We start from the raw sequence: 26,278 nt of genomic DNA, 5'->3' as shown, positions 1-26,278 counted from the left end.
GGATTGCCGGGCGACTCCTGGGGAGGCGCCGCCGGGGAGGTGGCGTGCGGATCAGCCTGCGTCGTCGGGCTGCGGCGTACCGGCGGACAAGCGCGTGACGGCCGCCGCGGCTGCCACCGCCAGCAGGACCAACCCCGCGGCCAGCGGCGCGAACCGGGCGGATCCGACGTCGGCGAGCCAGCCGCCCAGCGCCTGCCCGGCAGGTTTCAGCACGCCGCCGAGGGTGACGACGAGACCGAAGATGCGGCCCGCGAAATCCGGTGGCACCGCGTCCATCAGCGCCGCGTCGGCCACCGAGGAGGTCGCGATCAGCGCGATCCCGGCCAGCACCGTGACCGCGCAGGCGGTGAGCGTGCCGGTGGCTGCGGCGAGCAGCCCGTACGTGACGGCCAGGGCGAGCAGCGTGCCGACCAGCCAGCGTCTGCTCCGGCCGGGCGTCCACCGCCGGCCCAGCAGGGTCAGCAGCAGTCCGGCCGCCACCATCCCGCCCTGGTAGCCGGCCTGCATGAGGCCGTAGCCGCTCCCGCCCGCATGTGGCAGCGCGAAGGCGATCAGTGGGATGGAGACGGCGAAGAGCGCGGTCGCCAGGTTGGAGACCAGCGCGATCGAGACCGTCAGGCGCAGCGCCGGCGTGTTCCGCAGGATGTCGGCCCCGCCACGCAGGTCCTGCAGCACCCCGCGCCGCGCACCGGTGCGGCGGGTCCGGCCGATGGCGCCCGCGCCGGCGAGCGCCGCCGCCGAGACGCCGAACGTCGCCGCGTCGGCGAGCGTGACCGCGCGCAGCCCGACGGCCGCCACCAGCGAGCCGCCGGCCGCGGCGCCGAGCATGGCGGCGAGCTTCTGGCCGGTGGTGATCGCGGACCGGCCGCGGACCCGGTCCTCCTGCGGGAGCAACTCCTGCCAGAGCGTGGCGATCCCGGGGGTGAAGAACGCGCCGCCCAGCGAGATCACGGCGTAGCAGGCGATCGCCGCCCACAGCGGCGGTGCCGCCGAGCTCACGGCCGCGAAGCCGAGCAGCGCGCCGAGCCGCAGCAGGTCGGTGGTGATCATCACCGCGCGCCGGTCGGACCGGTCCAGCAGCACTCCGCTGAACGGCGCCGCGACCAGCAGCACGATCAGCCCGGTCGCCGTGATCGCGCCGAGGGACGCGCCGGAGCGGGTACTTCGGAGCACGCTCCACAGCAGCGCGGTCTGGAAGGCCGCATCGCCCGCGGACGACGTGCACACCCCGGCGAGCAGCAGCGCGAAGCTCCGCCCGCCGGGGAGCAGCGGCCGCCTCGGCGCCGGGCGGGTCGTCGGGCGCGGCGTCGTACGGTGCAGGGAGCGTGGCATCGTGGTCGGTCTACCTTCCCGCCACCGTCGGCGCGGGCTGCGGCTGCGGCTGTGCTTGCGGCTGTGCTTGCGCCTGCGGCTGCGGCTGCGGCTGGGCGAGCCGCTCCAACTCCGCACGGATCTCCGCGCGCAGCGGCTGCGGGAAGAGCGAGGCCGCCTTGAGCATCAGGCGGGCGTGCTGGCGGAGCACTCCCGCGTCGATGCCCGCCGCGACGAGTGTGCGGACCGGACGGAACGGCAGGTAGATCGTCTGCCGGTCCTCGGCCGAGGGGTTGGGCCCGGAGGCGTGCAGCAGATCGCCCCGGTGCCACACCACGTCACCGGCCCTGGCCGGTACGGACACGGCGGATTCGAGGGCGAAGTCGCCGAGTTGCTCGGGAGTCAGAGTGACCCGCCGGTCCCATGAGCCGGGCATCACCCGCAGGCAGCCGGCGTCGGCGCTCGCATCGTCGAGGTAGATCCCGGCCAGCAGCGAGGCGCCCGAACCGGGCCACGGCAGGCCGGTGCTGACGTCCTGGGGATCGCGGTGCCACCACAGACCGCGCTGGTCGCCGGCGCGTTTGACGGCCAGATCGAGACCCCAGGCGAGGAACGGCTCGCCGAGGATGTCCATCGCCGTGGCCAGCAGCTCCGGGTGCCCCATCAGGGCCGCCGTGGTGGGCGCTTGCCGCCAGACGGCGTGCACCAGGCGCAACGCCGCCACTCCCGGCCGCACTTGGCTGTAGCCGTAGCCCTTGGTGGCGTATCCGCCGCTCGCGTGCTCGCTGATGTCGATCTCGGTGGGCGGCAGCTCCAGCCGGCGGACGGCCTCGCGCATGGCGTCCAGCTCGCCGGGGGTCAGCAGCTGCCTCGGGGCGATGTAGCCGTCCCCGGTGAGCAGTTCGCGCGGTTCCTGCATGGCCTTGCGCCTCCAAGCCTTGCTGTCAGGGGAGTTACCGGTTCACGCGGGTGATGATCCGCTTGCCGCTCTCGTCGAGCGAGACGGCCAGCTCGCCGCCCGGGGTCCGCAGCCGGACGGCGGTGCCCGGCGCGCCCGCGTACGGCAGTACGGCGAACGCGCGGTCCGCCTCCCAGCGCCAGAACTCGGCGGCCGGCAGCGCCTCCCGCGCACTCGGGGTCAGCCGGTCGATCAGGTCGGGCAGCGCGGTGGCGCCGTCGGTCAGCTCCATGACGTGCAGCCAGTCGGACTCCAGCCGGGCGCAGATGCCGTTCCAGCTCAGCGGCAGCGCTCGGCGCAGCATCGGGGAGAGCCGCAGCTCCCAGGCGCGGCGGACGGTCCCGTGCTGGTCGGCGGCATCCTGCGAACGGGTGCGCTCGGCCCGGACGGCCGGGGTCGCCTCAGCGAACGCAACCGGCTCGGTCGCCTCAGTCGGCTCCGGGAGGCGGGCGGCCGGCGCCGAGCAGTCCGCGAGCAGCGTGCGCGCTCGTCCGAGCTCCGCCGCTAGGAGGTCGAGATCGCACTGCTCGTCGTCCCGCTCGATGGTGATCGCCTGTGGCCGGACCCGGCGCAGCGTGCGCTCCAGCAGCCGCCAGACCTCGTCCGGGACGGGCCGGTCGTGCGAGTCGTGGTAGACGCCCTCGTGCCAGCGCCCGCCCGAGAGGTGCACCTGAACGGCGTACTCGAGCGGCAGCCGATCCAGCAGCACCTCGGCGGGAACGCCCCAGTTGAGCGCGTTCGCGAACACGTTGTGCAGGTCGAGCAGGAACCCGCAGCCCGTCCGCTCCAGCACCCGGCGGATGAACCGGCCGTGCCCGGCCGGGTCCTGGGGTGCGTCGGGCAGCACGGCGTACTCCGCGACGCAGGGCAGGCCCGCCTCCCGCCGGAACGCGGCGAGCCCGCGGACCAGGGCCTGCTCCGCGGCCGCACCCGGCTCGGCTCCGACCAGGTCGCGCAGATGGTGACCGTCGAGCGCGGTGGTGGCCAGGTGCTCGCCGCACCATTCGACCGGGAGTCGAGCGGCCAGTGTCCTGATGTCCGCGACCGTCTGCGCGCGAGCGGGCGCCGTGCCGGATGCCGGGGAGTAGGAGATGGTGTGCAGGATGACGGGCAGTCGCAGCCGGAGCAGCTCGTGCAGCGGCGCGCCGTCGAACACGGCGGCCTCGACCGCGACCTCCAGGTGGTCGGCGTGCAGCCGCCCGGTGCGCAGGGCGTCGGCGAACCAGCTCCGGTAGGAGAGACCGACGCCGAGGGCTCCGGCCGCCGGCCCGAGCGTGACCTCAGGCGTCGGCATACGCGATCTCCGCGAGCTCCGGGACCGATTCGACCGGCTCCTCGTCACGGTGCAGCGCCAGGAGTCCGTGGAATCGCAGCCGGTGCACGAGCTTCTCGAAGAACTCGTCCGGCATCACCGGGCGGAGTTCGTCACGGATCTCCTCGTACGGCCGGCCGGTCGCCATTTCGAGCAGATTCAGCACGACGTCGTCGACGACCCACTGACGGCGTTGGAGTCCGGCGCCGTGCAACAGCAGGTGGACCTTTTCCGCGGCACGCCACCAGGATATCGTCCCGCGCCGGGTTATCAGCATTCCCGGTTCCGTTTCACCGCCGCTGTCCCGGACGTAGAAATCAGGGGAATGCGCACCGGGAGTCGCCGCGACGTGTTCGTCCCGCAGGCCGTCGACAAGCGCGATCTCGTTCACGTCCAGCGCGGCCGGGGTGTTTCCGCGGAAAACGTCCTCGTGCCAGTCCAGATAGGCGTCGTTCGACACCAGGTGCCCACCGCCGTCGACCACGGACTTCAGCCAGGCTCGCCCGCTGCGGCCGAGGCCGGCCAGCCGGGCGCGCGACAGCAAGCCGTCGAGGACCTCGCCGAGCGGGGCGAGCACGTCGGCCGGGAACCGGTAGTTCTCGGCCAGGTCGGGGGTGCAGGAGACGGCCACGCCGGCGGACATCGCCTCGATGCCGAGCATCGACATGTGGCCGTCGATCTGCTTGTCGCCGTCGCGCACGAGGTTGACCAGGTCGTGCGCCCGCATGAGCCCGGGCACCTGCCAGGGCCAGACGTAGGGCAGCTGGGTGAGGAAGGGGGCCTGCTCCGGCGGGAGGGGCGTGCCGTTCACAACGGTGAGCTCGATCGCGCCGCGCGCCGCGGCCGCCAGCACCTCGGGGCTCACCCAGGCGCGCTTGCCGATCACCAGGACCCGCGGCGGGCCGTCCGTCGGCTGCTCCGCGTCCGGCTGCGAGTCGAGGCCGAGCGGGGCGTCGAGGCCGAGCGGGGCATCGAGGCCGAGCGGCGCGTCCAGCCAGGGCGCGACCGGGATCGGCGGGGCCAGCAGGTTGCCGACCTCGCGCCCCAGCAGGCGCCAGTGCGCAATGTGCCCCTGGGTGCTGATGACGGGGTACCGCGCGAGCAGCTCGTGGTAGAGGAACTGCGGGTCGCGGGCGCCCATCAGCCGGCCCACGTCGCTGCCCGAGTGCCCGAGGACCAGCCGGGTCCCGGTCAGGCAGTGCAGTTGGTGGGCCGCGACTCCGTACGGCTCCAGGAAGTTCGACCAGATGACGTCGAACGGCTGCTCAGCCGCCTCGGCCAGGCCGAGTCCGACCAGCTGGCTGACCGCGGGCCGCGACATCGGGTGGCGCCGGTAGAAGAACCCGGCCGTCTCCGCGTACCGCACCCGCACGCGCGGGTGCAGGTGGGCACGGAGCTCGGCGAGCCCCTCGTTGACACGTTCGGCGGGTGTGGCACTCAGCGCGTCGGTCACCACCGTGACCTCGTGCCCCCGCTCGGCCAGCCCCTGGCAGACGCGCAGTGCGTCCACGCTCACACCGCCCTGCAGCGGTGGAAACTTGCACACGGCTAATACTCGCACTACCCGGACCGCCCGCTCTCCCGTGCCCGACATGAGGAAAGATTGTGCCCGCAGAGTCGAGCTCTGCGGGCACAAGGAATACTAGAGGCTCTCTGGAGCGGCGCCGGAGTTGACGACGTCGTCACAAACGCCCTTGCTGATGAACATCTGCGGCAGCGCCTGCATCTCCTCGATGATGTCCTCGAGCGCGACGGTCTCGAACTGCATGATTGCTCCTTCGGGTTGTTTGTGCGGATGCCTACAACCGTCACACCGGCCACCCGATCATGTCAAGGGTGAAACTGACCGGGCATCAGAATATGCACACGTTCCACATTTCCCGGCCCGGTATGTGTGGCGCGGCAATCGGTCGCCATTTCCCTCGGGCGATTTGTTCCGACTGGCGCCGAATGCCGCTGATTGGGCGGACTTGCCGGGTCGAAGTGGCCCATGATCCCGGCCGCCGAATGCACCTGCGCGGTGGGCCACCGGGCCACTACGGTTGATCACACGACCCGGTCTCCGGGCGGGCGCAAGCCCACCGGCACACCTCGCCGGCACACTCCGATCGCTGCGACAGGACTTCACCATGACGAGCCAGCAGGAAAAGGCCCAGCTCCTTCACAAGTTGCACCACAGCGACACGCCCTTGGTGCTCGCCAACGTCTGGGACGCCGTCGGCGCCCGGCTGGTGGAGCAGAGCGGAGCCGCGGCGATCGCCACCGCCAGCGCCAGCGTCAGCTGGACGCTCGGCGTGCCGGACGGCGAGCGGCTGAGCCGGGAGCGAGCGCTCGCCCAGACCGCGCTGATCGCGAACGCGGTACAACTCCCGGTCAGCGCCGACCTGGAGGGCGGCTTCGGGCGGACGGCGGCCGAGGTGGGCGAGACGGTCACCGCGCTGCTGGCCACCGGCGCCGTCGGGATGAACCTGGAGGACGCGCTGCGCCCGACCCCCGAGGCGGCCGAGCGGGTCGCCGCGGCGCGGGCCGCGGCCGACGCCGCAGGGGTGCCGCTCTTCCTGAACGCCCGTACGGACGTCTTCCTCTACGGCCACGGCGAACCGGCCGGGCGGTTCGACGAGACGGTGTCGCGGGCCCGCGCCTTCATCGCGGCGGGTGCGGACGGCGTCTTCGTGCCCGGCGTCGCGGACGCCGCGACCATCGCGGCCCTGGTCGAGGCGATCCCCGCGCCGCTGAACGTGCTGGCCGGGCCGGGCAGCCCGACCATCGCCGAGCTGGCCGCGCTCGGCGTGGCCCGGATCAGCCTCGGCCCCGGTCTGGCCAAGGCGGCGTACGCGGCGGTCGAGCGCGCCGCCCGGGAGATCTACGCGACCGGCACGTACGGCGCACTGGAAGACGGGCTGGACTACGGCCGGCTGAACGGCCTGTTCGCCGGCTGAGCCGGTACCCAACGGCCCACCACCGCGCGGCCGTGCTTTCTCAACTCGCGGGCGCGGGCTGGTCGATGAGGACCGCGAAGGCCTTGTCGGCGAACTCGGCGAGGTCCAGCGACCTGCGCTCCGATTCCGGCAGCCGGGCGTAGGTGAGCCGGATCGCGCGCAGCACCCCCACGCCGGCCCGCGCCAGCACGGCCGCGCGGAGCACGGTGTCGATGTCCGCGGCATCGGCGCCGGCCGCGGCCAGCCGGTCCAGGAAGGCGTCCGCCACCGACTCCTCCATGTCGAAGAGCAGCAGCCGGTCGCCGCGGCCGGGCGGATTGGCGACCAGCGGCCGCGGCCCGGCCAGCAGGATCGTCGAGACGTCGCCCCGGGAGAGTGCGAGCACGGCGTTGCGCAGCGCGGCGAGCGGCGGCTCCGCCGCCGGTCGGGCCCGGACCTCGTCCCGGACGAGCGGCACCAGGTCGCGGGCCTGCTGGAGGACCAGGCTCTCCTTGGACGGGAAGTAGCGGAAGAACGTCCGCTCCCCCACCCCCGCGGCCGCGGCGATGTCGCGCACCGTGGTCGCCTCGTAGCCGTTCTCCTGGAACAGCTGCGCCGCGGCCTGGATCAGCGCCTGGTGGGTGCGCTGCCTGTTCTGTTCCCTGCGCCCCGGTTCTGTTGCGGTCTCCACCGTTGGAGTATCTCACCCCCTTTTCTCACCCCCTGAAGAAGTTGGCAGTCCTGCCATATTGCTAATCTGGCAGGACTGCCAACTTCCCCGGTTGGCGGACCAGCGGAAACACGGAGCCCCCATGCCCACCTTCCTGCACCGCCTCGGGAGCCTCGCCTTCCGCCACCGGCGACGCGTACTGGCGCTCTGGCTGGCGGTGGTCGCGGGCGTCGTGGCCTGCATGGTCGCCTTCGGCGGCACCGGCAAGCTCGACAACACCTTCACCATCCCGGGCTCGGAGTCGCAGCAGGCGATCGACCGGATGAAGACCGACTTCCCCTCCTCCGCCGGCACCAGCGCGCAACTCGTCTTCACCGCACCGGCCGGCCAGAAGGTGACCGACCCCGCCGACACCGCGGCCGTCACCGCCACCCTCGCGGCCGCCCAGACAGCGCCGCAGGTCGCCAAGGTGATCAGCCCCTTCGCGACCCACACCGTCTCCCCCGACGGCAGCACCGCCGTCGCGCAGGTGCAGTACGAGGTCCCGCAGAGCGCACTGCAGCCCGACGCGCTCGACGCGCTGAAGTCCGCCGTCGCCGGCGCCGACCACGGCGGGATGCAGGTGCAGGTCGGCGGCGCCGCGTTCGGCAACGCGCCGTCGAAGTCCAACAGCGACCTGATCGGCGTCGGCGTCGCGCTGCTCATCCTGACGCTGACCTTCGGTTCGCTGCTCACCGCCGGGATGCCGATGGTCACCGCGATCTTCGGCGTCGCCACCGCGATCTTCGGCCTGCTCTCGCTGACCGGGGTGACGTCGATATCCTCGACCGCCCAGAGCCTGGCGCTGATGATCGGACTGGCGGTCGGCATCGACTACGCGCTCTTCATCGTCAGCCGGCACCGCTCCCAGCTCGCGCACGGCATGGACCCGCAGGAGTCGGCCGCGCTGGCGGTCGGCACGGCGGGCAGCGCGGTGGTGTTCGCCGGGCTGACCGTCGTGATCGCGATGGCCGGACTCACCGTCATCGGCGTCCCGTTCCTGACCGCGATGGGGCTGGCCGCCGCCGGGGCGGTGCTGACCGGGGTGCTGGTCGCGATCACGCTGCTGCCCGCGATCCTCGGCTTCGCCGGGACGCGGCTGACACCCAAGCCGGGCTCCCGCGCGATGCGCCGCGAGCAGGCCGTGGGCGCGGGTCACCAGGACGCAGCGGGCCACCCGGGCAGCTCGGGCGCAGCGGGCAAGCCCGCGAACGCCGCCGAGCGGTGGTTCCGGCTGGTCACCCGCCGCCCGCTGCTCACCCTGATCGCGGTGGTCGCCGCCGTCGGCGCCCTCGCCTGGCCCGCGCACAGCCTGCGGCTTGCGCTGCCCGACAACGCCACCGCGCCCGCCGCCTCCTCCCAGCGACTCGCCTACGACCGGATCAGCCAGGAGTTCGGCCCCGGCTTCAACGGCCCGCTGCTGGTGCTGGCCGACACCGGCCAGAGCGCCGATCCCACTGCCACCGCCCAGCAGTTGGCCACCGCGCTGCACGGCCTGCCGGATGTCGCGGCCGTCGGCAAGCCGGCCGTCAACCCGGCCACCCACACCGCGCTGATCCAGGTGATCCCGGACAGCGGCCCCAGCGACCAGGCGACCAGGACGCTGGTCAACACGATCCGCGGCGACCGGGACGCACTGCGGCAGCAGACCGGCGCCACCGTCCAGGTCACCGGCAGCACCGCCGTGAGCATCGACGTCGCGGCGAAGCTCAACTCCGCGCTGATCCCGTTCGCCGCCGTCGTGGTCGGGCTCTCGCTGCTCCTGCTGTTGCTGGTCTTCCGCTCGATCGTCGTCCCGCTCAAGGCCGCCGCGGGGTTCCTGCTCTCGATCGCCGCGACGCTGGGCGCCGTGGTGAGCGTGTTCCAGCTGGGCCACCTCTCGGGGCTGATCGGCGTCGACACGGCCGGTCCGGTCAGCAGCTTCCTGCCGATCCTGCTGCTCGCGGTGCTGTTCGGGCTCGCGATGGACTACGAGGTGTTCCTGGTCTCCCGGATGCGCGAGGCGTACGTCCGCACCAGGGAGCCGCTCGGCGCCGTGCACAGCGGTGCGCGGCACAGCGGGCGGGTGGTCACCGCCGCGGCGCTGATCATGATCTCCGTCTTCGCCTCGTTCCTCGGCTCGGACAGCGTGATGCTTAAGCAGATCGCGTTCGCGCTGGCCGTCGGAGTGCTGATCGACGCGTTCGTGATCCGGATGACCTTCGTGCCGGCCGTGCTCGCGCTCACCCGGCACGCGGCCTGGTGGCTGCCGGCGTGGCTGGCCCGGCTGCTGCCGAACCTCGACATCGAGGGCGAGCGGCTGGAGCACGCGCGGGCATCGCACTCGGCGGATGCGGACGTCCACGACCTCGACAGCCACCGGAGCCGACGCAGCGACCATCCGGTGGGCTGAGTCCGGCACGGCTCGGGCCGGCCCCGCGATCGGCGGGGCCGGCCCTTCGGCCGTCACCCAGCAGTGCCCAGTCGCGCCCGCCACCACTCGACCGTCGCCTCGACCTGCTCGTCGAGCGGCGTGGCCCGGAGGGCGAACTCCGCTTCGTACGCGCTGGAGTCGAGGACGAACGGCCGGTCGAACTGGTAAAGGATCTCCTTCAGTTCGCGGTTCAGCGGGGAGAAGAGCGCCGACAGGCCCAGCAGCGCCGGCGGCACCCGGCGCACCGCGACCGGCGCCGTCCGCGCCTGTGCGGCAAGGCGGTTCACCATCTCCCGGATCGGCAGCGCCGGCGCGGTCGGCACGTGCCAGGCCCGCCCCCAGGCCCGTTCCTCGCCCGCGACCTCGACCAGCGCCCTGGCCACGTCGGGCAGATAGCTCCAGCTGTGCGGGGCATCCGGATCGCCGAGCACGGAGACCGGCTTGCCGCGCAGCAGCCGTGGCATCACCCGCGCGGCCAGGTGGCCGGCATCCGTGACGCCGGGCCCGAAGAAGTCGGAGGCCCGGACTTCCACCGCCCTGATCCGCCCCAGCTCGGTCAGCCTCGCCGCCCGCTCCCAACCGGCCGCCCGCACCCGCCCCTTGGGGCCGGTCGCCGCGAGCGGCAGCTGCTCGGTGAGCGGACCGTCCACCGGTCCGTAGCCGTACAGGTTGCCCAGCATGACCAGCACGGCCCCGCTCGCCTCGGCCGCCGTACAGAGCGAGGCGGCCAGCGGCGGCCATTCGGTCACCCAGCGGTGGTAGAGCGGCGCGGCGCAGCCGTAGATCGCGACCGCGCCCCGCACGGCCTCGGTCAACTGCCCGCTGTCCGCCGCGTCCAGCGCGACGTGCTCGATCCCGGGCTGCGGGCTGCGGGCCGATCTGGTGACGACCCGTACCGAGTGGCCCTGTTCGACCAGCAGTCGGGCGGTGGCGGCCCCGGCGGGCCCGGAGCCTATGACGACATGAAGGTTCACCTGCGCACATTAGCGCGAGAGCACCGCGCAGCCGGGCAACGGAGGCACTGTCCATCGGGATCGGAACGGCTGAGTCCGTGTCAGAACCGCGTCAGGATCCGACCGTTCCCCTTCGGACGGCCGCTTCCCCGTGGCATTGTGGGATGCCGGTGTGCCTACGATCGGAGAGTCCTGTGAGCGGCTTCAGCAAGGGTCTGGACCGGGTCGAGGTGGCCCTGATGTGGGATCCGAGTCCGACGGGTGCGGCGCCCCACGACCTGGACCTGATCGCGGCGACGTACACCGCCGACACCCCGCAGGCCGAGCCCGCCTACCTCGTGCACTTCGACAGCCGCTTCTCCCCCGACGGCACCATCACGCTCAACCGGGACAGCCGCGACGGCAAGGGCTTCGGCGACGACGAGCGGATCACCCTGGAGCTCGACCGGCTGGCCTCCCGCTACCTGCGCGTCGTCGTCGGCGTCGTCATCCAGCAGCGCGCCGGCCGGCTGACCTTCGCGGACATAGCCGCCCCCGAAGTGCGGATCCGGGAGAAGCGCGAGCAGCTCGCGGCCGTGGACTTCCGCAGCGTCGGCGGGGCGACGGCCGCGCGCGTCGCGGAGTTCGTCCGGGACTCCTCGGGTGCCTGGGGACTGCGCACCGGCGTCCGTGGTTTCGACGCCGACCCGGCGGCCTTCGCCCGGATCATGGGCAGCTGACGGCATCCGCCTCGGAGACGTCCTCGCCGAGGGAGCGGAGCTTCGGCGGGAGCGACTCGGCCTCGGGGGCGCCCAGTTGACTGAAGAGCGCGTGAGCCCGGCGCCAGTGGCTCGCGGCGTCCGCGAGCTGCCCGAGGTCGTGGGACGCGTCGCCGAGGCCGTCGTGCGCGCGGGCCTGGACGAGCAGGTCGGTCTGCTTCGTGCCCAGCGCGAGCGCCTCCCGGTGCCGGTCGAGCGACTCGGCCGGCGCGCCGGCGGCCCGGGCGTTGTCGCCGAGCGCGAGGAGTGCCTCCGCCTCCAGGCTCCCGTCGCCGAACTCCCGGGCGGTGGCCAGCGCCCAGGCCTGCCGCTCGGCCGCCTCCTGGTAGCGGCCCAGCACGGTGTACACCCGGCAGAGCAGGTTGGTGATCCGGGCCTCCCAGACGCGGTCGTCGAGCGCGCGGAAGATGTCGAGACTGCGCTGGTGGTGCTCCAGCGCCTCGGGGTACTGGCCGAGGCGCTCGTGCGCGGCACCCATGTTGGTCAGGCTGATCGCCTCGACGCTGGGGTCGCCGATCTCCCTGGCCAGCGTGACGGCCTGGGCGAGGTGGTCCAGAGCGTCCTGGAAGTGCCCGATCCGGAAGTCGGCCATACCGATGTTGCAGAGCGAGCGCGCCTGGAGCATCCGGCTGCCGGTCTCGCGGCCGGACTCCAGCGCCTGCAGGTGCTGCTCACGGGCCTCGGCGTAGTGGCCGAGCCGGTCGTGGGCGAGCGCGATGGTGACCAGCATGTTGCCACGGCCGACCCGGTCGCCGATCTCCTCGGCCACCGTGAGGGACTGCCGGCAGACCTCGATGACGTCCTGGTAGCGGCCCATCTGGAGGTAGGTCATGCCGATGTTGCTCAGGGAGCGCACCTCGCCCATCCGGTCGCCGAGTTCGCGGGCGAGGGCGAGCGCCCGCTCGCAGCGGTCGAGCACCTCCGGGTACCGGCCGAGCCGCCAGTAGGCGCCGCCGAGGCCGATCAGCGCCCGGACCTCGCCGATCCAGTCCCGCTGGGCGCGGGCCGCGCGCAGGGCCGTGCTGTGCAGCGTCAGCGCGTCGGAGTAGAAGCCGCGGTGGTCCAGGTAGCGGTAGAGGATGCTGGACAGGTCGCGGGCGTAGCGCGGCAGCCCGCCGGCCTGCGGGCACCGGGCGCACGCGATCAGGTTGAACCGCTCGGCCAGCAGCCAGGCCGCGGCGGCGGCCTCCTCGGCGACGGCGACCCGCTCGGTGCCGGGTGGGTCGAGCCGGGGCAGCCAGAGCGGATCCGGCGGGTACAGCGCGGTGACGGCTTCGCCGGCGGTGTAGCGGTAGTGGACGAGCAGCGCTTCGACCGCGGCCCGGCGCACGGTCGCGGGCTCGGTGGCCTCGGCCGTCCCCAGGGCGTGCTGGCGCAGCAGGTCGTGGAAGGTGTAGCGGCCGGGGGCGCGTTCGATCAGCAGGTGGTGGTCGAGCAGGTCCTCCAGCAGCTCCTCGGCGCGGGCCGAGGGGATGCCGGAGAGCGCGCCCACGGCGTAGGCGCAGAAGTCCTCCCCCGGGTGCAGGCCGGCGAGCCGGAACGCGCGCCGCTGCTCGGGCGCGAGGGCTTCGTAGGAGACGGCGAACGCCGCGGCGACACCGATCTGCTCGGTGCCTGCGTGCTCGGCGCCGCCCTGCTCGCCGCCACTCTGCTCGGTGCCCGGCCGCTCCGCGGAGAGTTCCGCTAACCGCTGGTGCTGGTCCCGCAGCCGGGTCAGCAGGTGGGCCGGCGTCCAGGTGCTGCGGTGCGCGAGGCGCGCGGCCGCGATCCGGACCGCCAGCGGCAGCCGGCCGCACAGCGCGACGATCTCGGACACCGCGTCGGCGTGGTCGGCGACCCGCCCGCTGCCGACGATCTCGGTGAAGAGCGCCACCGCCTCGTCCTGCGTCAGCACGTCCAGCGAGAGGCTGACCGCGCCGTCGAGGGTGGGCAGCCGGCGCCGGGAGGTGATCAGCACCAGGCTTCCGGGGTGTCCCGGGATCAGCGGACGGACCTGCTCGGGGTCGAGCGCGTTGTCCAGCACGATCAGCATCCGGCGCTGCGCGACCTCGCTGAGCCAGAGGTTGATCCGGTCCTCGGTCCGCTCGGGCAGCCGCGCCTCGTCCACGCCGACCGCGCGCAGCAGGCGGGCCAGCGCGGCGCCGGGGTCCAGCGGGTGCTGGCCCGGCGTGAAGCCGTGCAGGTCGAGGAAGATCTGCCCGTCCGGGAACCGGTCGGCCAGCGCGTGGCCGACCTTGACGGCGAGGGCGGTCTTGCCCACCCCGGCCATCCCGTCGATGGCGGAGATCACCACGGCCGCGCCGGACGGCTGCCCCGCGCCGCCCGCCAGCTCCAGCAGCCGCGCCACCTCGGCGGTGCGGCCGGTGAAGTCGGCGACGGCGTACGGCAGCAGGCGCGGCACGAAACGGTTCGCGGTGGCGTCGGTGGATCCGGTGGAGCCGGTTGATTCGGGGCCGGCCGCCGGCTGCTCGGCGGACCGGGCCTGGTCCTGCGCCGCCGAGAGCAGCTGGTCGCGCCCCGCCGGGTCCAGGCCCAAGGCCTTGACGAGCAGCGCCACCGAGGAGAGCCTTGGCTGGCGGCGACCGGTCTCCAGCACGCTGATCGCGTGCGGTGACAGCCCTGACCGCTGCGCCAGCTCCTCCTGGGTCCAGCCGGCTCGGTGCCGGAACTCCCGCAGCAGCGCGCCGAAAACCGCCACTCTCGCCCCTCGGACAGCCGATTCGGACAGCCGAACGCCGTTCGTGAACGCCGTTCGGCCGCGGCAGTCACGCGGTCCCGCTGCGCGGCGTGCCGACGCCCATGATCGTCGACCTTACGGCGCCGGTGGCCTTGAACACCAGTCGATAGGTCAGCGAAACGCCAGATGAACGCCATGGAGTCGGGGGCGCCGACCACCCAGGATGGAGATCGCCGGGACGCGCACGGGGATGGCGTTCCGGGCGGACCGGAGCCGACGGCTCCGGTCCACCTGTCACGGAGGAGGAGAGACATGCGCGGGCAGAACAACGCGGCGGCTGCGGGTCGGCGGTTCGGGCGGGACGGCATGACGACGCGGTGTGCTCGGGCGGATGTGGGCACCCCGGGGTCGAGCCAGCGCCGGCCGAACGTCTGACACGTCTCGATGGCCGGGCTGCTCAGCGGCCGGGCTGCGGCGGGTGGCCGGCGTGGATGGGCCCCTCGGTGCCGGCGAGGGGCCGGCCGGTGCCGCCCCAGCGGGTGGCGATGATCTCGGCGGCGATCGAGATCGCGGTCTCCTGCGGGCTGCCGGCGCCGAGGTCGAGCCCGGCCGGGGCCCGGAGCCTGGCCAACTCGGCCTCGCCCAGGCCGGCTTCACGCAACCGGGCGAGCCGGTCGCGGTGGGTGCGGCGCGAGCCGAGCGCGCCGACGTAGCCGAGCCGGGGCAGGCGCAGCGCGCAGGTCAGCAGCGGCACGTCGAACTTGGGGTCATGCGTCAGCACGGCCACCACCGTCCGCTCGTCGAGCCGGCCCGCCGCGGCCTCCTCGGCCAGGTACTCGTGCGGCCACCGCACCACGACCTCGTCCGCGTGCGGGAACCGGTCGGCGGTGGCGAACACCGCACGGGCGTCGCACACCGTGACCCGGTAGCCCAGGAAGCCACCCACCTCGGCGACGGCCGCCGCGAAGTCGATCGCGCCGAACACCAGCATCCGCGGTGGTGCGGCGAACGAGGCCACGAAGACGGCGAGTTCACCCAATTCAGCCGGCTCGGCCGGTTCGCCGAGCCCGTCGGTGCAGCGGCCCGTCCGGTCGTAGCGGCGCAGCGCGGTCGTGCCGTGGTCGAGCAGACCGCGGACGTCGATGGTCACCGCGCGGTCGAGCCCGACCGAGCCCAGCGTGCCGCGCGCACGGTCGGGCCAGACCACCAGCCGACCGCCGAGCGCGCTCGCTCGGGCGTCCGGGCCGATCACCACGGTGGCCACGGCGACCGGCTCGCCGTCCGTCAACGAGCGCAGCACGTCCGGTAGTTCGGTGAACGTGCGGCGGGAGACCGGTTCGACGAAGACCTGGATCGTGCCACCGCAGGTCAGCCCCACCTCGAACGCGTCGTCGTCGCTCACCCCGTAGCTGCGCAGCACCGCGTGCCCCGAGCTCAGCGCCTCGCGGGCCTCCTCGTACACCGCGCCCTCGACGCAGCCGCCCGACACGCTGCCGACCACCACGCCGTCGGCGGAGACCGCCATCGCGGCCCCGGGCCGGCGCGGCGCGCTGCGGAACGTACTGACCACGGTGGCGAGCCCGAAGCTCTCGCCGGCCAGGTACCACGGGAGCACCTCGCCGAGGATGTCACGCACCGTGTCCCCCTCGCCCATGCGGACGGCGACTCGCGCGGAACTCGTTGCTGCACTCCATCCGGACGGGCCTCCTCAGCTGCGCCCCCTCAGGTGCAACGAGTTCTCCCCGCCCGCCGATTCCCGCCAGGCCCCAGGGCCACCCTGCCCACCGACGTGCCAGTCGGCCCCACAGGCTCAACCGCATGGTCGGCCGGTAACAACATCTCGGGCTCCACGGCGCCGCACACCCGGGCCCACCTACGCGTCTTCGCACGCCCCTGCTCGCACGCGGGAGCCCCGGCCACCAGCGCGATCTTCGTCGACGCGACATCCGGCACCACACTCGCGGCCCGCTTTGCAGAAGCCCCAACACTCGCCCAACACCCTGAAGATTTGCCTACTTTGCCTCTTGTGTGGCCGCAGACGGCTCCATAGCCTTTCGGAGCGCACTGGGCGATCGAAGCGGCTTTCTCGCACCCACGCACCGCGATCGCTGTCCTCCGCCATGCCCGAGTACAGGCACCCCGGGGCCTGACGCCATCGTGTGCGCACCCTTCCAATCCCCCCATGTCACCCCACACTTGGAGGAGATCACATGACGATCCACGGACAACGCGCGCTCACCGCGCTGGCCGCCGTCACCCCGGTGCTGCTCGCGGCGGCACTGGCCACGGCCGTGCCGGCGAGCGCGGCCGCCGGCCCGGCGTTCCCGCACTACGACCACGCCCGGCACGCCAGCCAGATCTGGGGCGGGTACGCCGTCACCGGCCAGACGTACACCTCGGTCAGCGGGAGCTGGACCGTTCCGACGCTCAACTGCTCGGCCACCCGGAACAGCGCGGTCTCGCCGTGGGTCGGGCTGGACGGCTGGAGCAGCGACACCGTCGAGCAGATCGGCTTCGACCAGGACTGCACCAACGGCGTTGCGGGCTACTTCCCCTGGGTCGAGATGTACCCGGCGAACTCGATCTACTTCACCGAGACCGTCAAGGCCGGCGACAAGATCAACGCGTCCGTCGTGGTGAGCGGCACCTCGTTCACGCTCGTCGAGTCCGACACCACGCAGGGCTGGACCAAGACGTACCACAAGTCCGGCAGCGACCAACTCTCCTCCGCCGAGGCGATAGTGGAGGATCTCGGCAGCAACATACCGGCCGTCGCCAACTTCGGGTCGGTCAACTTCACGAACCTGACGGCCAACAACGTCCCGATGGCGAGCGCCGGAACCGTCAACCCCACCAGCATCGAGCGCAACACCACGCTGCTGACCAAGAACTCCGCGCTGACCGGCGGGAGTTTCAGCATCAGCTGGCTGCACGCCTGACACCGCACGCCTGGGACGCCGGCGCCGCGAACCGCCGGCGTCCCAGGCACCGCTCAGGCCGCGACCGCCTTGGCCCGGTCCGCGGCGATGTGCAGGGCGAGACCCGCGAGCACCGTGCCCATCGCGTACCGCTGGAACCGCAGCCACCCGGGCCGCCTGGCCAGGAACGACGCGATGCTGCCCGCGCCCAGCGCGATCAGGCCGTTGACGGCGACCGCGATGCCGATCTGGGTCAGGCCCAGCACGAAGCTCTGCGCCGCGACATGACCACGGGCCGGGACGACGAACTGCGGCAGCAGCGAGACGTACATGATCGCGATCTTCGGATTGAGCAGACAGGTCAGGAAGCCCATCGCGAAGAGCCGGCGCGGCGGGTCCGGCGGCAGCTGCCGCGGTGCGAAGACGGCCGTCCCGCCCGGTTTGACGGCCTGCCAGGCGAGCCGGAGCAGGTAGGCCGCGCCGCCGAGCTTGATCGCGGTGTAGAGCAGCGGCACCACGGCGAAGACCGTGGCGATCCCGGCGGTCACCGCGGCGAGGTAGACCAGGAAGGCCGTGGCGACACCCGCCAGCGAGAGCAGCCCCGCACCGCGCCCCTGCGCGATCGAGCGCGAGACCAGGTAGATCATGTTCGGCCCCGGCGTCAGCACCATGCCGGTCGCCACGGCGGCGACTCCGAGCATGGCGTGCGCGTCCACGGCGGCGGTGAGTGCGTCCATACGGCGAGGCTAGGGGCCGCTCCCGCCTCGGTGCAATGATAACTTTGCACTCGGTGCAATGCGGAGAAATACCCCGAGGAAACCCATGACACCGAGGACGCCGATGGACGACTACCGCCTGCTCGCCGACGAGATCGCCGCCGCCATCGCCGACGGACGGCTGCGGCCCGGCACCCAGCTGCCGACGCAGCGCGCGTTCGCCCGCCGGCACGGCATCGCGGGCTCGACGGCCGGCCGGGTCTACCGCGAACTGGTCCGGCGCGGCCTGGTCGTCGGCGAGGTCGGCCGCGGCACCTTCGTCCGCGCAGGCAGTGGCGCACCCGGTGCCGGCGTCCCGCTCGCCGAGCCCGCGGGCGCCCCGGTCGACCTGGAGCTCAACTATCCCGTCGTCCCCGAGCAGTCCGCGCTGCTCGCCGCCGGACTCGCACCGCTGCTGCGGGCGCAGGTTCTGGACGACGCGCTGCGCCCGGTCGGTGCGGCGGGCACCGGCGCCGCCCGCGAGGCCTTCGCCTCGCTCGCCTCGTTCGACTCCCACGGCTCACGCACCGCCGCCGCGCCGGCCTGGCGGGCACATCCCGACGACGTGCTCTTCGCCGCCAACGGCCGCCAGGCCGTGGCCGCCGCCCTGGCCGCGCTGGTGCCGCCCGGCCAGCGCCTCGGCGTCGAGGAGCTCACCTACCCCGTGGTCAAGGCGCTCGCCCAGCGCCTGGGCATCACACTCGTGCCGCTGCCGGTGGACGAGCACGGGCTGCTCCCCGACGCCCTCGCGGCCGCCCACCGGGCCGCGCCGCTGCGGGCGCTCTACCTCCAGCCGCGCCTGCAGAACCCGCTCGGCGCCACCCTGCCGCCCGAGCGGCGCGAGGCTCTGGTCGCCGAACTGCGCCGGCTCGACCTGCCGGTCGTCGAGGACGCGATCTGGTCCTTCCTGCGTGCCGACACCGCGCCGCTGGCGGCCGCCGCGCCGGAGCGGACCGTCCTCGTAGACAGCCTCTCGAAGCGCCTGGCCCCCGGCCTGACCACGGGGTTCGCAGTCGTCCCCAGCCCGCTCCGCGCCGCCGTCGCCGCTGCCCTGCGCTCCGGTGGCTGGACGCCCGGCGGCTTCGCGCTGGAGGCCGCGGTGCGCTGGATCGGCGACGGCACGGTCGCCACCGTGGCGGCGGCCAAGCGGGCGGACGCGACGGAGCGTCAACTGCTGGCCCGCCGTTCGCTGGCCGGCCAGGCGCTGCGCTCCGACCCGTGCTCGTACTACCTCTGGTGGGAGCTGCCGCCCGCCTGGCGCGCGGAGACGTTCGTCGCGGCCGCCGCACGCGAGGGCATCGCCGTCACGCCGGCCGCCGCGTTCGCCGTCGGCGGCCGGGCCACCCCGTCGGCGGTCCGGGTCGGGCTCGCCTCGCCGCCGCTCCCGGTCCTGACCCGGGCACTCGACACGCTCGCCCGGATCGCGGGCAGCACGCCGGAGGAGCTGTTCGACTGATCGGCCCCTCCAAGCGGCTGCCTCCCCGATTCAGTACCCGGCCTCGTACTTGTTCGTCTCGCGGTCGCGCTGGATCGAGCCGGCCTTGCGCAGCTGCTCCAGGTCCCGGCGGACGGTGCGCGGGTCGGGGTGCTCGTAGTAGGTCTCGCGGGCGCGCTGCCAGTCCCACTGCCCGCCGCCCTGCCGCATCGCCTGGAGGAGCTGGGCGCGGCGTTCGATGGCTGAGGTGGGTGCTTCGCGTGGCTGATCGTTCATACCGGGATTATCCCGCGTCCACCCGGCACCCTGTGACACCGGTCGGCCGCTGCGCTACCCCGGATGCAGCACGGACGGACTCGACGGGCTGGACGGGTCCGCCGAGCGCACGGGAGCGGGCGTCGGCGACGGTGACTCGGTGACGGCCGGCGGGCGGGCCGGCTGCACCGGCGCCGGACCTGGCCTGCCACCCGGCAGCACCACCAGCAGGACCCCGGCCGCGACGGCGGCGGCCACCCCGAGTATGGCGAACGCGACCCCGCGCACCCGGCGCGCACCCCACTCGCGTCCCGTCGGCGGTGCGGCGATGCGCAGATCGTGGTGCGTGACGAGCGCGGCGCGGGCGGCCAGCGCGGCGCGCAGCCGGTCCTCGGTCGCGGACCGGCGGTCTTCGGCGTCCGGTCTCATCGGCCCGCCCCCAACTTCTTCTCCAGGGCGTCCAGCGCGCGGCTCGCGGTGGACTTCACGGTGCCGCGCGACAGCCCCAGCGTCTGCGCGATCTGCGCCTCGGTCAGCTCCGACCAGTAGCGCAGCACCAGCACCTCACGCTGCCGCTGCGTCAGCTCGGCCATCGCCGCCAGGACCTGGCGGTGCTCCTCGGCGAGCAGCAGCCCCTCATCGACGGGCGGTCCGTACCCCTGGTGCGGCGGCGTGTAGGCGCGGGCGGTGCGACGCCTGCGCAGCACCGAGCGGGCCGCGTTGACCACGGCGGTGTGCAGGTAGGCGCCAGGGTCCTGGAGCCCGGCCAGCGAGGTGCCGTAGCTGCGGCAGACGGCGGCGAAGGCGTCCTGGACGACGTCCTCGGCGGTGTGCAGATCGTCCACCAGGAAGAGCGCGAGCCGCACCATGTCGAGCCGCCGCGCCTGGTAGAGCTCGGGCAGCGTGGGCGGCGGCTCGTCCTCGTACGGCGTGTCGACCGCCCGCAGCCGACGCCCCCGGACCGGCGCGTCGTCGATCCGGGACGCGCCGGACACGCGCGAGAGCAGCCGGGACCACAGGGGCATTGTTGCGGGAGCGAAAGCGGGAATGGCGTACTGCATGAGCCTCGATCCGTTGCGGGAGGGGCGGGCCGGCCCGTCAGGAGGCCGGCCCGCCCCGTTCTGCTACCGCTGCTGCTACTACTGCTTGACGCCGCTGCCGGGCTTGATCACCCGCGGCGCGTCCCCACTCGGCGCGGCCCCGCCGCCGGGGGTGCTCGTGACGGCAGGCGCACCCGAGCCACCGGAGGTTCCCGTCACAGCAGGCGCGCCCGCCCCGCCCGAGCTACCCGACCCGCCCGACTTACCCGGGGCGACGACGCTCGGCGCGCCCGCCGCAGGGGCGCCGACCGCCGGAGCACCGGCCGACGGGGTGCTGACCGCCGGCGCGCCCGAGTCACCGGTCGAGGTGACCGTCGGCGCGGCGGGGGCCGGCGACGTGCCGGAGTCGGCCATGGCCTGCGCGGCGAAGCCGCCGCCCAGCAGCAGCGCGACACCCGTGACGACACCCAGGACCCTGGTGCGCGGACGGTAGTTCATCTTGGCGTGGAAGGACATCGGATTCTCCCGAGGAAGTGACACAAGGTCTGGAACATGAGCTGAAGGGCGCCTTCAACCCACCAGACGTGCGACTCCCGCCGAGGTTGCGACCTGATCCGAAGAATCCGAAGAACTTTCGCTACGCCTTGCGGCCCAGCCCCGCGTACGCCATCACCTCGTGGTCCGCCAGCACCGGTTCGTCGTCCAGCTCCGGGTGCCACCGGTTGATCAGCGCCACCCCGGGCTCGTCCAGCTCCAGCCCGGTGAAGAACCGCGCCACCCCCGCCTGGGTTCGCAGGTGGTTCTCGATGCCCGCCTCGCGGTACCGCTGCGAGGCCAGCGCGGCCCGCTCCGGCGCGGAGTCGGCGGTGCCGGCGGTCAGCGCGAGGAAGCTACCGGCCGGCAGCGCGTCCAGCAGTTGGGCGACCAGCGGGAGTGCGACCTCGTCGGAGAGGAAATGCACGATGTTGATCAGGGTCAGCGCGACCGGCCGGCTCAGGTCCAGCGTCCCGGTCAGTGCCGGATCGGCGAGCAGCTTCTCGGGTTCGCGCAGATCACAGTCGATGTACGCGGTGCGCCCCTCGGGCGCGCTGCTGAGCAGGGCACGCGCATGGGCGAGCACGATCGGGTCGTTGTCCACGTAGACCACCCGGCAGGCCGGATCGACACCCTGGGCCACCTCGTGCAGGTTGGGCGCAGTGGGGATCCCGGTCCCGACATCGAGGAACTGCCGCACCCCGTGCACCGCCGCCAGCCGCCGGGTCATCCGGTGCATGACGGCCCGCGCCGCCCGGGTCGAGGCCCGCGAACCCGGCCACTCCGCGAGGATCTGGTCCCCGGCCGCCCGGTCCGCCGTGAAGTTGGTCTTCCCGCCCAGCAGGTAGTCGTACACCCGAGCCGGATGCGCACGGTCGGTCTGCAGATCGACCGCCGGTATCGACTCGTGCTCGGCCGGCCTCATCCAGGAGGCCACCTCGGACTGCTCCACCCTTCAACCCCCACGTTAGTCGTCACGCAAACTCAATCACAGCCCCTGCCGCCCCGTCAGCCCGGGCACCGGCAGCGGACCGTGGCTGGCCTGGGCAGCAAGCAGCCCCGACAGGCGAAGCCTGCCGGGGCTGGCGACCGTTATCGACCGATCATCGACTTGGTCAGATGCTGCCGCTCTTGATCCCCACGACGAACGCCGACCAGGCAGCGGAGGAGAAAGTCAGGGCGGGCCCGCTGGGATCCTTCGAATCACGGACAGGCAGCACACCGGGGACCCCATCGGCCACCTCGATGCAGTTGTTCGTAGAGCCGCTGTAGCTGGACTTCCGCCAGGTAGCCGTGGAGAAATCGGGGGAACTCATTCCTTGGATCCTTTCAGGGCGTCATTTATGTCGCTGATCAGCTGGCAGCTGTCCTCTGAACTGAGCGCACAGGACCGCAGACTCTCAAAGACCGTTCGGTACTCTTCGGCATCCTCTGCGCTGTCCAGGTAGAGGGAGGACGTCAGATTCTCCAGGTAGACGACGTCACCAGCGGCGGGAGTCGGATAGGAGAAGATGACGAACGGGCCCGACATCCCGGCGTGGGCACCCGCAGCGAACGGGAGCACCTGGATCGAAGCGTTCTGCATGTCCGCCACGCTGAGCAGGCGCTCCAGCTGTGCCTGCATGACGGCACTCCCACCAACCGGTGTACGCAAGGCAGTTTCGCCGATGACCGCCGAGATGCGGGCAGGATTTTGAGACGTCAGGACTTCTTGTCGCGCCATTCGAACCTTGGTGAATGCATCAAGCGACTTGCTGTCAAGGATCGAAGGGTTCGCCCGCGTGACCGCGCGTGCATATCCTTCCGTCTGCAGCAGACCTGGGATCAGGGCGATCTCGAACGTGCGAATCTGTGATGCTTCCGATTCAAGGCCGATGAGATCTGCGTACGCGGGAGGCAGCGTGTCTGCGTATTTCTGCCACCAGCCGCGCTTTCGCCCGTCACGCGCCAATGCCGCAAGCGCGCTGATCACATCAGGATCCGCCACCCCGTAGAAATGTGCGAGCTCCTCGACATCGCGCGGCCGGATCCCGGTTTGCCCGAGTTCGACGCGACTGACGGTCGCCTTGTGCACTTCGAGCAGCGCCGCGGCCTCCTCCACCGTCTTCGCCGCCTCCTCGCGCAGCCGTCGCAGCTGTGACCCGAGCCTGCGCCGTCGAATGCTCGGCTGTGGTGGATGTGCGGCCGTCATACCGGGTGCCTCCTCTGTGGTGGCCCAAGTCTGCCGGAGATCGGCGAGGCCAGGGTAGCCCGGAGCGATCGAACGCAACAACGACAAACTGTAGATGTTGCAATCTGCGCTGAGTGCGAGCAATCTAACGGATAGATGAACTGTCGTTGCCGTAAGTGATCTTGACGGCTCGTCACCGGGCATTCCCATGCCTTGGTCCGGCCGTTCGGCGGGCGCTCCTGTTGCGCCTTCTCCATTCAGTTGCTGCGTCGCGAGGGAGCTTCGCCATGCCTGAAACCTTGATGAGACCGTCCAAGCAGCCCGGGAAGAGCGAGGGTTGGCTGCTGCGCAGCCCGCAATCGCCGGGCATCGCGCGCCGGGCCTTGCGCGAACTGCTCAGCTCCGTCGACGGCGGAGGCCGGTTCGCCGAGGCTGGCGAGCTGGTGGTCAGCGAGCTCGTCACGAACGCGATCCAGCACGCCACGCTGCCGGATCAGCGGATCTGGGTCGGCTTCGAGCTGCGCCCGCCGCAGCTCTACATCGCCGTCGAGGACGCGAGCCGCATCCACCCCAGTCCGCGTCCGGCGACCGTCAGCCAGCAGAGGGGCCGGGGGCTCCTCCTCGTCCAGGCACTGACCGACGAGTGGGGCTGCGAGCCCCGCAACGGAATCGGCAAGCGGGTCTGGACCCTGATCAGCCCGTCCACCCCGGCGAGCGAGGACGCCCGGTGAACGAAAGCAGCGACCGCATCGACATCGGGCCGGTCATCGTGGAGTTGACCGATCTCCTGCCCCCGACGACGTACCCCACCCTCGCCCAGGCCCTGGCCGCCACCTGGGACTCCATCCAGGCCCTCAGGCCGAACACCGCCCACCGCGTGGCCTATGACCTGATCCTCAACCAGCCGGACTCCGAACAGCGCATGATCGCGCGCATCACGCGCGACGGTCAGGCGAGGCTGCCCTTCGCGCTCGACCGCGTCCAGCACTGGCTGATCGTGCGCCCGGCCAACGAGAACCTCGACTGCCCGCCTCACCAAGCCTGACCACACCTACCCCAGGGGCAGGAAGAGCAGTCACCGGCGGCGCCGCCGATGACCGGGCCACCTGCCCCACCCGCCCGGACGCCAAGGGCCGGCGGGTGCGCCGCCGCGTGGTCGAGCTGGTCATCGCCGCCAGGTTCCTCCGACAGGAGGAGGTTCTCCCACTTTGCCCAAATGCCTGATGCACCCTACGTGCACACGCCAAGATGACGGACACGCAAACGTGCAACCCTGCGGAACCAATTCATCAGGAGGACGCGTGAAGCCTCTAACCTTTCTCGGGATCATCCCCAACACGCCGGTAGACGAGAGCCCTACCATCTGGCTGGACCCCGAGACCGGGGACCTGCTCATTCAGTCGTACAAGGCCAACGAGGAGGATCTGAGGCGCTGCCGGGAGGTCGGCTCCATCCCCGGCCACTCGACCGACGTGCCCGACCACGAGACGGTGATCCGTCTCCCCGAGGTCATGATCAAGTTCATCGTGGACCACTACACCCAGCAGAAGGAGTAACGTGATTCGCGCCCGTGAGGCCCTGGCAAAGGCCAGCCGAAGCGCCGTACACCTTGAGATGCGGGACGCCTACGGTGCCAGCGATCCGGAGTTCAGCAGGTGGCTGGAAGGTCACCGGTACCAGCCGGAGGACCGTCCAGAGTGGTTCCAGGGTTGGGGCGACACGGTGCAGGATGCCGTCAACCGTGGTGTGGTCGTGCGTCGGGCTCGGATCATCTCGGAGCCGGTGACGGACTACATCCGGTATGAGCATCACGTGACCTTCCTGAACCTCGCCTTTGGTGAGCAGGTGCGGTGGTTCCCCCGGCGGAAGACAACCGGGATCGCGCTGCCCGGTAACGACTTCTGGCTGTTTGATGGCGAGTTGGCCTTGGTTCACTACTTCGCCGGCGACGGCGAGCTCGTAGACCGTGAGGTCACCTCCACCCCTGGGGTGACACAGTTGTTCGCATCAGCCTTCGAAGCTGTTTGGGATCTCGGGACTCCCCACCAGGAGTACAAGCCCGAGTAGTCGAACCAACATGCGTACCTCTCGCTCATCGAGCGTCCAGCAGGCCCGGAAAGCTCTCGCCGACCGGCTACGGGAGATCCGCCAGGATGCCCAGCTGACCGGGCCTGCGCTCGCGCTGCTCTGCGGTTGGAGCAAGTCCAAGTGCTCCCGCATCGAGAACGCGATCACCGCACCGTCCGAGCAGGACATCCGGGATTGGTGCCGAGCTTGCGACGCGGACGACCAGGCCGAGAACTTGGTGGCCTCCCTGCGCTCGGTAGAGAGCATGTTCACCGAATGGCGACGCATGGAACGGAGCGGGCTCAAGCACGCCCAGCAGATGGTTCTGCCGCTGTTCGAGCGGACGACCCGCTTTCAGGCATACACGCCCGGCATCATCTCCGGGCTTCTTCAGACGAGGGACTACACCCGGTCAGTACTCCAGGTCACCCAGCGCAGACGGGTGGCAGTAGACGACGTGGAAGAAGCGGTCCAGGTCCGCATGGAGCGGCAACTCATCCTGTACGACCATGGCAAGACGTTTGCTTTCCTCACCGAAGAAGCCAGCCTGTACAATGGCCTCGGTGGTCCGGAGATAACAGCTGGTCAGCTCACCCACCTGATTGCCCTCACCTCCCTGGCGAACCTGAGCCTGGGGATCATCCCAAGAAACCTCTCGCGTCACTCCATGCAGGTGGAGGGGTTCTCGATCTATGACGCAGTGCAGGTCAACGTGGAGCTTGTCTCCGGGTATCTCCAGATCACCCAGCCGTCCGAGGTAGGCATGTACGTGAGCCGCTTCAAGGAGTTGGCCACGGACGCGCTTTATGGCGCCGATGCGCGGGCCCTGATCAGGGCTGCCCTCGCGTCCATCCGCTAGGTGTGCAACTCCGTGAAACTTACTGGAGAGTAGCCGCCTGGAACTCCTACGGTCTATCTCGCGCCCCACCGCTCTGGTGAAGGAGAGTGACCAACGATGAGCGCCACCAGTACTACAGCCTCAGATCTTGAAGTTGTGATCGAGTCGGTTCGTTTCGTCGCCAGGCGCGGAGTCTTGCGGGGAGTGGGTCGTCGCGTCGGTCGTAGTGGCTGACAGTGGCTCTGGTCTGGTGTTCG

General features: G+C 71.8%; 27 protein-coding genes. 10 read left to right on the top strand and 17 right to left on the bottom strand.

The annotated features are described in order from the left end of the window. Nucleotides 1-51 precede the first annotated feature (51 nt). The 5 genes from AC060L_RS31750 to AC060L_RS31730 all read right to left on the bottom strand — a co-directional run bounded on the left by AC060L_RS31750 (nt 52) and on the right by AC060L_RS31730 (nt 5,349). Complete coding sequence (locus tag AC060L_RS31750; RefSeq protein WP_483802427.1) at nt 52-1,332, bottom strand: MFS transporter; 1,281 nt, start codon at nt 1,330-1,332, stop codon at nt 52-54. 10 nt (nt 1,333-1,342) lie between these two features. After that, complete coding sequence (locus AC060L_RS31745; RefSeq protein WP_483802426.1) at nt 1,343-2,230, bottom strand: phytanoyl-CoA dioxygenase family protein; 888 nt, start codon at nt 2,228-2,230, stop codon at nt 1,343-1,345. Nucleotides 2,231-2,264: 34 nt separating this feature from the next. Then, complete coding sequence (locus AC060L_RS31740; protein WP_483802425.1) at nt 2,265-3,563, bottom strand: MbnB/TglH/ChrH family RiPP precursor modification enzyme; 1,299 nt, start codon at nt 3,561-3,563, stop codon at nt 2,265-2,267. After that, the gene (locus tag AC060L_RS31735) at nt 3,550-5,127 is read right to left on the bottom strand and encodes a glycosyltransferase (RefSeq protein ID WP_483802424.1); all 1,578 of its coding nucleotides are present in this window, start codon (nt 5,125-5,127) and stop codon (nt 3,550-3,552) included. Before AC060L_RS31735 ends, AC060L_RS31740 begins: the two co-directional genes overlap by 14 nt. Before the next feature lie 96 nt (nt 5,128-5,223). Next, nucleotides 5,224-5,349: a hypothetical protein gene (locus AC060L_RS31730; RefSeq protein WP_483802423.1), complete on the bottom strand. Its 126-nt coding sequence runs from the start codon at nt 5,347-5,349 to the stop codon at nt 5,224-5,226. A gap of 361 nt (nt 5,350-5,710) precedes the next feature. Between AC060L_RS31730 and AC060L_RS31725 the strand changes: the two genes are divergently transcribed. After that, nucleotides 5,711-6,520, top strand: coding sequence for an isocitrate lyase/PEP mutase family protein (locus AC060L_RS31725; protein ID WP_483802422.1), 810 nt, complete (start codon nt 5,711-5,713; stop codon nt 6,518-6,520). 40 nt (nt 6,521-6,560) lie between these two features. On the opposite strand, the gene AC060L_RS31720 is transcribed toward AC060L_RS31725, so the two are convergent. Beyond that, complete coding sequence (locus AC060L_RS31720) at nt 6,561-7,190, bottom strand: TetR family transcriptional regulator (RefSeq protein WP_483802421.1); 630 nt, start codon at nt 7,188-7,190, stop codon at nt 6,561-6,563. A gap of 121 nt (nt 7,191-7,311) precedes the next feature. Between AC060L_RS31720 and AC060L_RS31715 the strand changes: the two genes are divergently transcribed. Then, on the top strand, nt 7,312-9,600 hold the full coding sequence (locus AC060L_RS31715) for an MMPL family transporter (protein WP_483802420.1): 2,289 nt from the start codon (nt 7,312-7,314) through the stop codon (nt 9,598-9,600). Nucleotides 9,601-9,653: 53 nt separating this feature from the next. On the opposite strand, the gene AC060L_RS31710 is transcribed toward AC060L_RS31715, so the two are convergent. Next, entirely contained in the window at nt 9,654-10,595 is a 942-nt protein-coding gene (locus tag AC060L_RS31710; protein ID WP_483802419.1) for an NAD-dependent epimerase/dehydratase family protein, read from the bottom strand. A gap of 173 nt (nt 10,596-10,768) precedes the next feature. On the opposite strand from AC060L_RS31710, the gene AC060L_RS31705 reads away from it, so the two are divergent. After that, on the top strand, nt 10,769-11,293 hold the full coding sequence (locus tag AC060L_RS31705) for a TerD family protein (RefSeq protein WP_483802418.1): 525 nt from the start codon (nt 10,769-10,771) through the stop codon (nt 11,291-11,293). Here the strand turns inward: AC060L_RS31705 and AC060L_RS31700 are convergent. Together AC060L_RS31700 and AC060L_RS31695 are read right to left on the bottom strand one after the other, a co-directional pair. Beyond that, nucleotides 11,280-14,030 (bottom strand): ATP-binding protein, encoded by a 2,751-nt coding sequence (locus AC060L_RS31700; protein ID WP_483802417.1) that lies wholly within the window; start codon nt 14,028-14,030, stop codon nt 11,280-11,282. The two genes, AC060L_RS31705 and AC060L_RS31700, sit on opposite strands and share 14 nt — an antisense overlap. Before the next feature lie 436 nt (nt 14,031-14,466). Then, nucleotides 14,467-15,645, bottom strand: coding sequence for an XdhC family protein (locus AC060L_RS31695; protein ID WP_483802416.1), 1,179 nt, complete (start codon nt 15,643-15,645; stop codon nt 14,467-14,469). Between the two features lie 574 nt (nt 15,646-16,219). Here AC060L_RS31695 and AC060L_RS31690 point away from each other — a divergent pair. Next, nucleotides 16,220-16,948: a G1 family glutamic endopeptidase gene (locus AC060L_RS31690; protein WP_483802415.1), complete on the top strand. Its 729-nt coding sequence runs from the start codon at nt 16,220-16,222 to the stop codon at nt 16,946-16,948. 53 nt (nt 16,949-17,001) lie between these two features. Here AC060L_RS31690 and AC060L_RS31685 read toward each other — a convergent pair whose 3' ends face one another. Then, on the bottom strand, nt 17,002-17,664 hold the full coding sequence (locus AC060L_RS31685) for a LysE family translocator (RefSeq protein WP_483802414.1): 663 nt from the start codon (nt 17,662-17,664) through the stop codon (nt 17,002-17,004). 103 nt (nt 17,665-17,767) lie between these two features. Here AC060L_RS31685 and AC060L_RS31680 point away from each other — a divergent pair, with 103 nt between their 5' ends. Continuing rightward, complete coding sequence (locus AC060L_RS31680; protein WP_483802473.1) at nt 17,768-19,138, top strand: aminotransferase-like domain-containing protein; 1,371 nt, start codon at nt 17,768-17,770, stop codon at nt 19,136-19,138. A gap of 30 nt (nt 19,139-19,168) precedes the next feature. On the opposite strand, the gene AC060L_RS31675 is transcribed toward AC060L_RS31680, so the two are convergent. From AC060L_RS31675 to AC060L_RS31645, 7 genes are all read right to left on the bottom strand, one after another. Next, nucleotides 19,169-19,393, bottom strand: coding sequence for a hypothetical protein (locus tag AC060L_RS31675; RefSeq protein ID WP_483802413.1), 225 nt, complete (start codon nt 19,391-19,393; stop codon nt 19,169-19,171). Between the two features lie 54 nt (nt 19,394-19,447). Beyond that, on the bottom strand, nt 19,448-19,801 hold the full coding sequence (locus AC060L_RS31670) for a hypothetical protein (RefSeq protein ID WP_483802412.1): 354 nt from the start codon (nt 19,799-19,801) through the stop codon (nt 19,448-19,450). Further along, nucleotides 19,798-20,433: an RNA polymerase sigma factor gene (locus AC060L_RS31665; protein ID WP_483802411.1), complete on the bottom strand. Its 636-nt coding sequence runs from the start codon at nt 20,431-20,433 to the stop codon at nt 19,798-19,800. Before AC060L_RS31665 ends, AC060L_RS31670 begins: the two co-directional genes overlap by 4 nt. A gap of 78 nt (nt 20,434-20,511) precedes the next feature. Next, entirely contained in the window at nt 20,512-20,928 is a 417-nt protein-coding gene (locus tag AC060L_RS31660; RefSeq protein WP_483802410.1) for a hypothetical protein, read from the bottom strand. 121 nt (nt 20,929-21,049) lie between these two features. After that, nucleotides 21,050-21,871, bottom strand: coding sequence for an SAM-dependent methyltransferase (locus AC060L_RS31655; protein WP_483802472.1), 822 nt, complete (start codon nt 21,869-21,871; stop codon nt 21,050-21,052). Nucleotides 21,872-22,061: 190 nt separating this feature from the next. After that, nucleotides 22,062-22,262, bottom strand: coding sequence for a DUF397 domain-containing protein (locus AC060L_RS31650; protein ID WP_483802409.1), 201 nt, complete (start codon nt 22,260-22,262; stop codon nt 22,062-22,064). Beyond that, complete coding sequence (locus tag AC060L_RS31645; protein ID WP_483802408.1) at nt 22,259-23,137, bottom strand: helix-turn-helix domain-containing protein; 879 nt, start codon at nt 23,135-23,137, stop codon at nt 22,259-22,261. The genes AC060L_RS31650 and AC060L_RS31645 overlap by 4 nt, the downstream gene beginning before the upstream one ends. Before the next feature lie 266 nt (nt 23,138-23,403). Here AC060L_RS31645 and AC060L_RS31640 point away from each other — a divergent pair, with 266 nt between their 5' ends. From AC060L_RS31640 to AC060L_RS31620, 5 genes are all read left to right on the top strand, one after another. Next, nucleotides 23,404-23,847, top strand: a complete 444-nt coding sequence (locus AC060L_RS31640; RefSeq protein WP_483802407.1) for an ATP-binding protein — start codon at nt 23,404-23,406, stop codon at nt 23,845-23,847. Next, nucleotides 23,844-24,161, top strand: a complete 318-nt coding sequence (locus AC060L_RS31635) for a hypothetical protein (protein ID WP_483802406.1) — start codon at nt 23,844-23,846, stop codon at nt 24,159-24,161. The genes AC060L_RS31640 and AC060L_RS31635 overlap by 4 nt, the downstream gene beginning before the upstream one ends. A gap of 256 nt (nt 24,162-24,417) precedes the next feature. After that, on the top strand, nt 24,418-24,672 hold the full coding sequence (locus AC060L_RS31630) for a hypothetical protein (protein WP_483802405.1): 255 nt from the start codon (nt 24,418-24,420) through the stop codon (nt 24,670-24,672). Between the two features lies 1 nt (nt 24,673). Beyond that, complete coding sequence (locus AC060L_RS31625; protein WP_483802404.1) at nt 24,674-25,183, top strand: DUF6879 family protein; 510 nt, start codon at nt 24,674-24,676, stop codon at nt 25,181-25,183. 10 nt (nt 25,184-25,193) lie between these two features. Next, nucleotides 25,194-26,042 carry a helix-turn-helix domain-containing protein gene (locus AC060L_RS31620; protein WP_483802403.1) on the top strand — a complete coding sequence of 283 codons (849 nt, stop codon included), beginning with the start codon at nt 25,194-25,196 and terminating at the stop codon, nt 26,040-26,042. Nucleotides 26,043-26,278 lie beyond the last annotated feature (236 nt).

Source organism: Kitasatospora sp. NEAU-69 (assembly GCF_057158765.1).
The sequence above is the reverse complement of the archived record's forward strand: the minus strand, read 5'-3'. Positions and strand labels throughout refer to the sequence as shown.

Excerpts from the sequence above, each read along its gene's own strand:
- AC060L_RS31750 (WP_483802427.1), bottom strand. The coding sequence starts at position 1,332 with ATGCCACGCTCCCTGCACCGTACGACGCCGCGCCCGACGACCCGCCCG.
- AC060L_RS31745 (WP_483802426.1), bottom strand. The coding sequence starts at position 2,230 with ATGCAGGAACCGCGCGAACTGCTCACCGGGGACGGCTACATCGCCCCG.
- AC060L_RS31740 (WP_483802425.1), bottom strand. The coding sequence starts at position 3,563 with ATGCCGACGCCTGAGGTCACGCTCGGGCCGGCGGCCGGAGCCCTCGGC.
- AC060L_RS31730 (WP_483802423.1), bottom strand. The coding sequence starts at position 5,349 with ATGCAGTTCGAGACCGTCGCGCTCGAGGACATCATCGAGGAGATGCAG.
- AC060L_RS31725 (WP_483802422.1), top strand. The coding sequence starts at position 5,711 with ATGACGAGCCAGCAGGAAAAGGCCCAGCTCCTTCACAAGTTGCACCAC.
- AC060L_RS31715 (WP_483802420.1), top strand. The coding sequence starts at position 7,312 with ATGCCCACCTTCCTGCACCGCCTCGGGAGCCTCGCCTTCCGCCACCGG.
- AC060L_RS31690 (WP_483802415.1), top strand. The coding sequence starts at position 16,220 with ATGACGATCCACGGACAACGCGCGCTCACCGCGCTGGCCGCCGTCACC.
- AC060L_RS31685 (WP_483802414.1), bottom strand. The coding sequence starts at position 17,664 with ATGGACGCACTCACCGCCGCCGTGGACGCGCACGCCATGCTCGGAGTC.
- AC060L_RS31680 (WP_483802473.1), top strand. The coding sequence starts at position 17,768 with ATGGACGACTACCGCCTGCTCGCCGACGAGATCGCCGCCGCCATCGCC.
- AC060L_RS31675 (WP_483802413.1), bottom strand. The coding sequence starts at position 19,393 with ATGAACGATCAGCCACGCGAAGCACCCACCTCAGCCATCGAACGCCGC.
- AC060L_RS31670 (WP_483802412.1), bottom strand. The coding sequence starts at position 19,801 with ATGAGACCGGACGCCGAAGACCGCCGGTCCGCGACCGAGGACCGGCTG.
- AC060L_RS31665 (WP_483802411.1), bottom strand. The coding sequence starts at position 20,433 with ATGCAGTACGCCATTCCCGCTTTCGCTCCCGCAACAATGCCCCTGTGG.
- AC060L_RS31660 (WP_483802410.1), bottom strand. The coding sequence starts at position 20,928 with ATGTCCTTCCACGCCAAGATGAACTACCGTCCGCGCACCAGGGTCCTG.
- AC060L_RS31655 (WP_483802472.1), bottom strand. The coding sequence starts at position 21,871 with ATGAGGCCGGCCGAGCACGAGTCGATACCGGCGGTCGATCTGCAGACC.
- AC060L_RS31650 (WP_483802409.1), bottom strand. The coding sequence starts at position 22,262 with ATGAGTTCCCCCGATTTCTCCACGGCTACCTGGCGGAAGTCCAGCTAC.
- AC060L_RS31645 (WP_483802408.1), bottom strand. The coding sequence starts at position 23,137 with ATGACGGCCGCACATCCACCACAGCCGAGCATTCGACGGCGCAGGCTC.
- AC060L_RS31640 (WP_483802407.1), top strand. The coding sequence starts at position 23,404 with ATGCCTGAAACCTTGATGAGACCGTCCAAGCAGCCCGGGAAGAGCGAG.
- AC060L_RS31620 (WP_483802403.1), top strand. The coding sequence starts at position 25,194 with ATGCGTACCTCTCGCTCATCGAGCGTCCAGCAGGCCCGGAAAGCTCTC.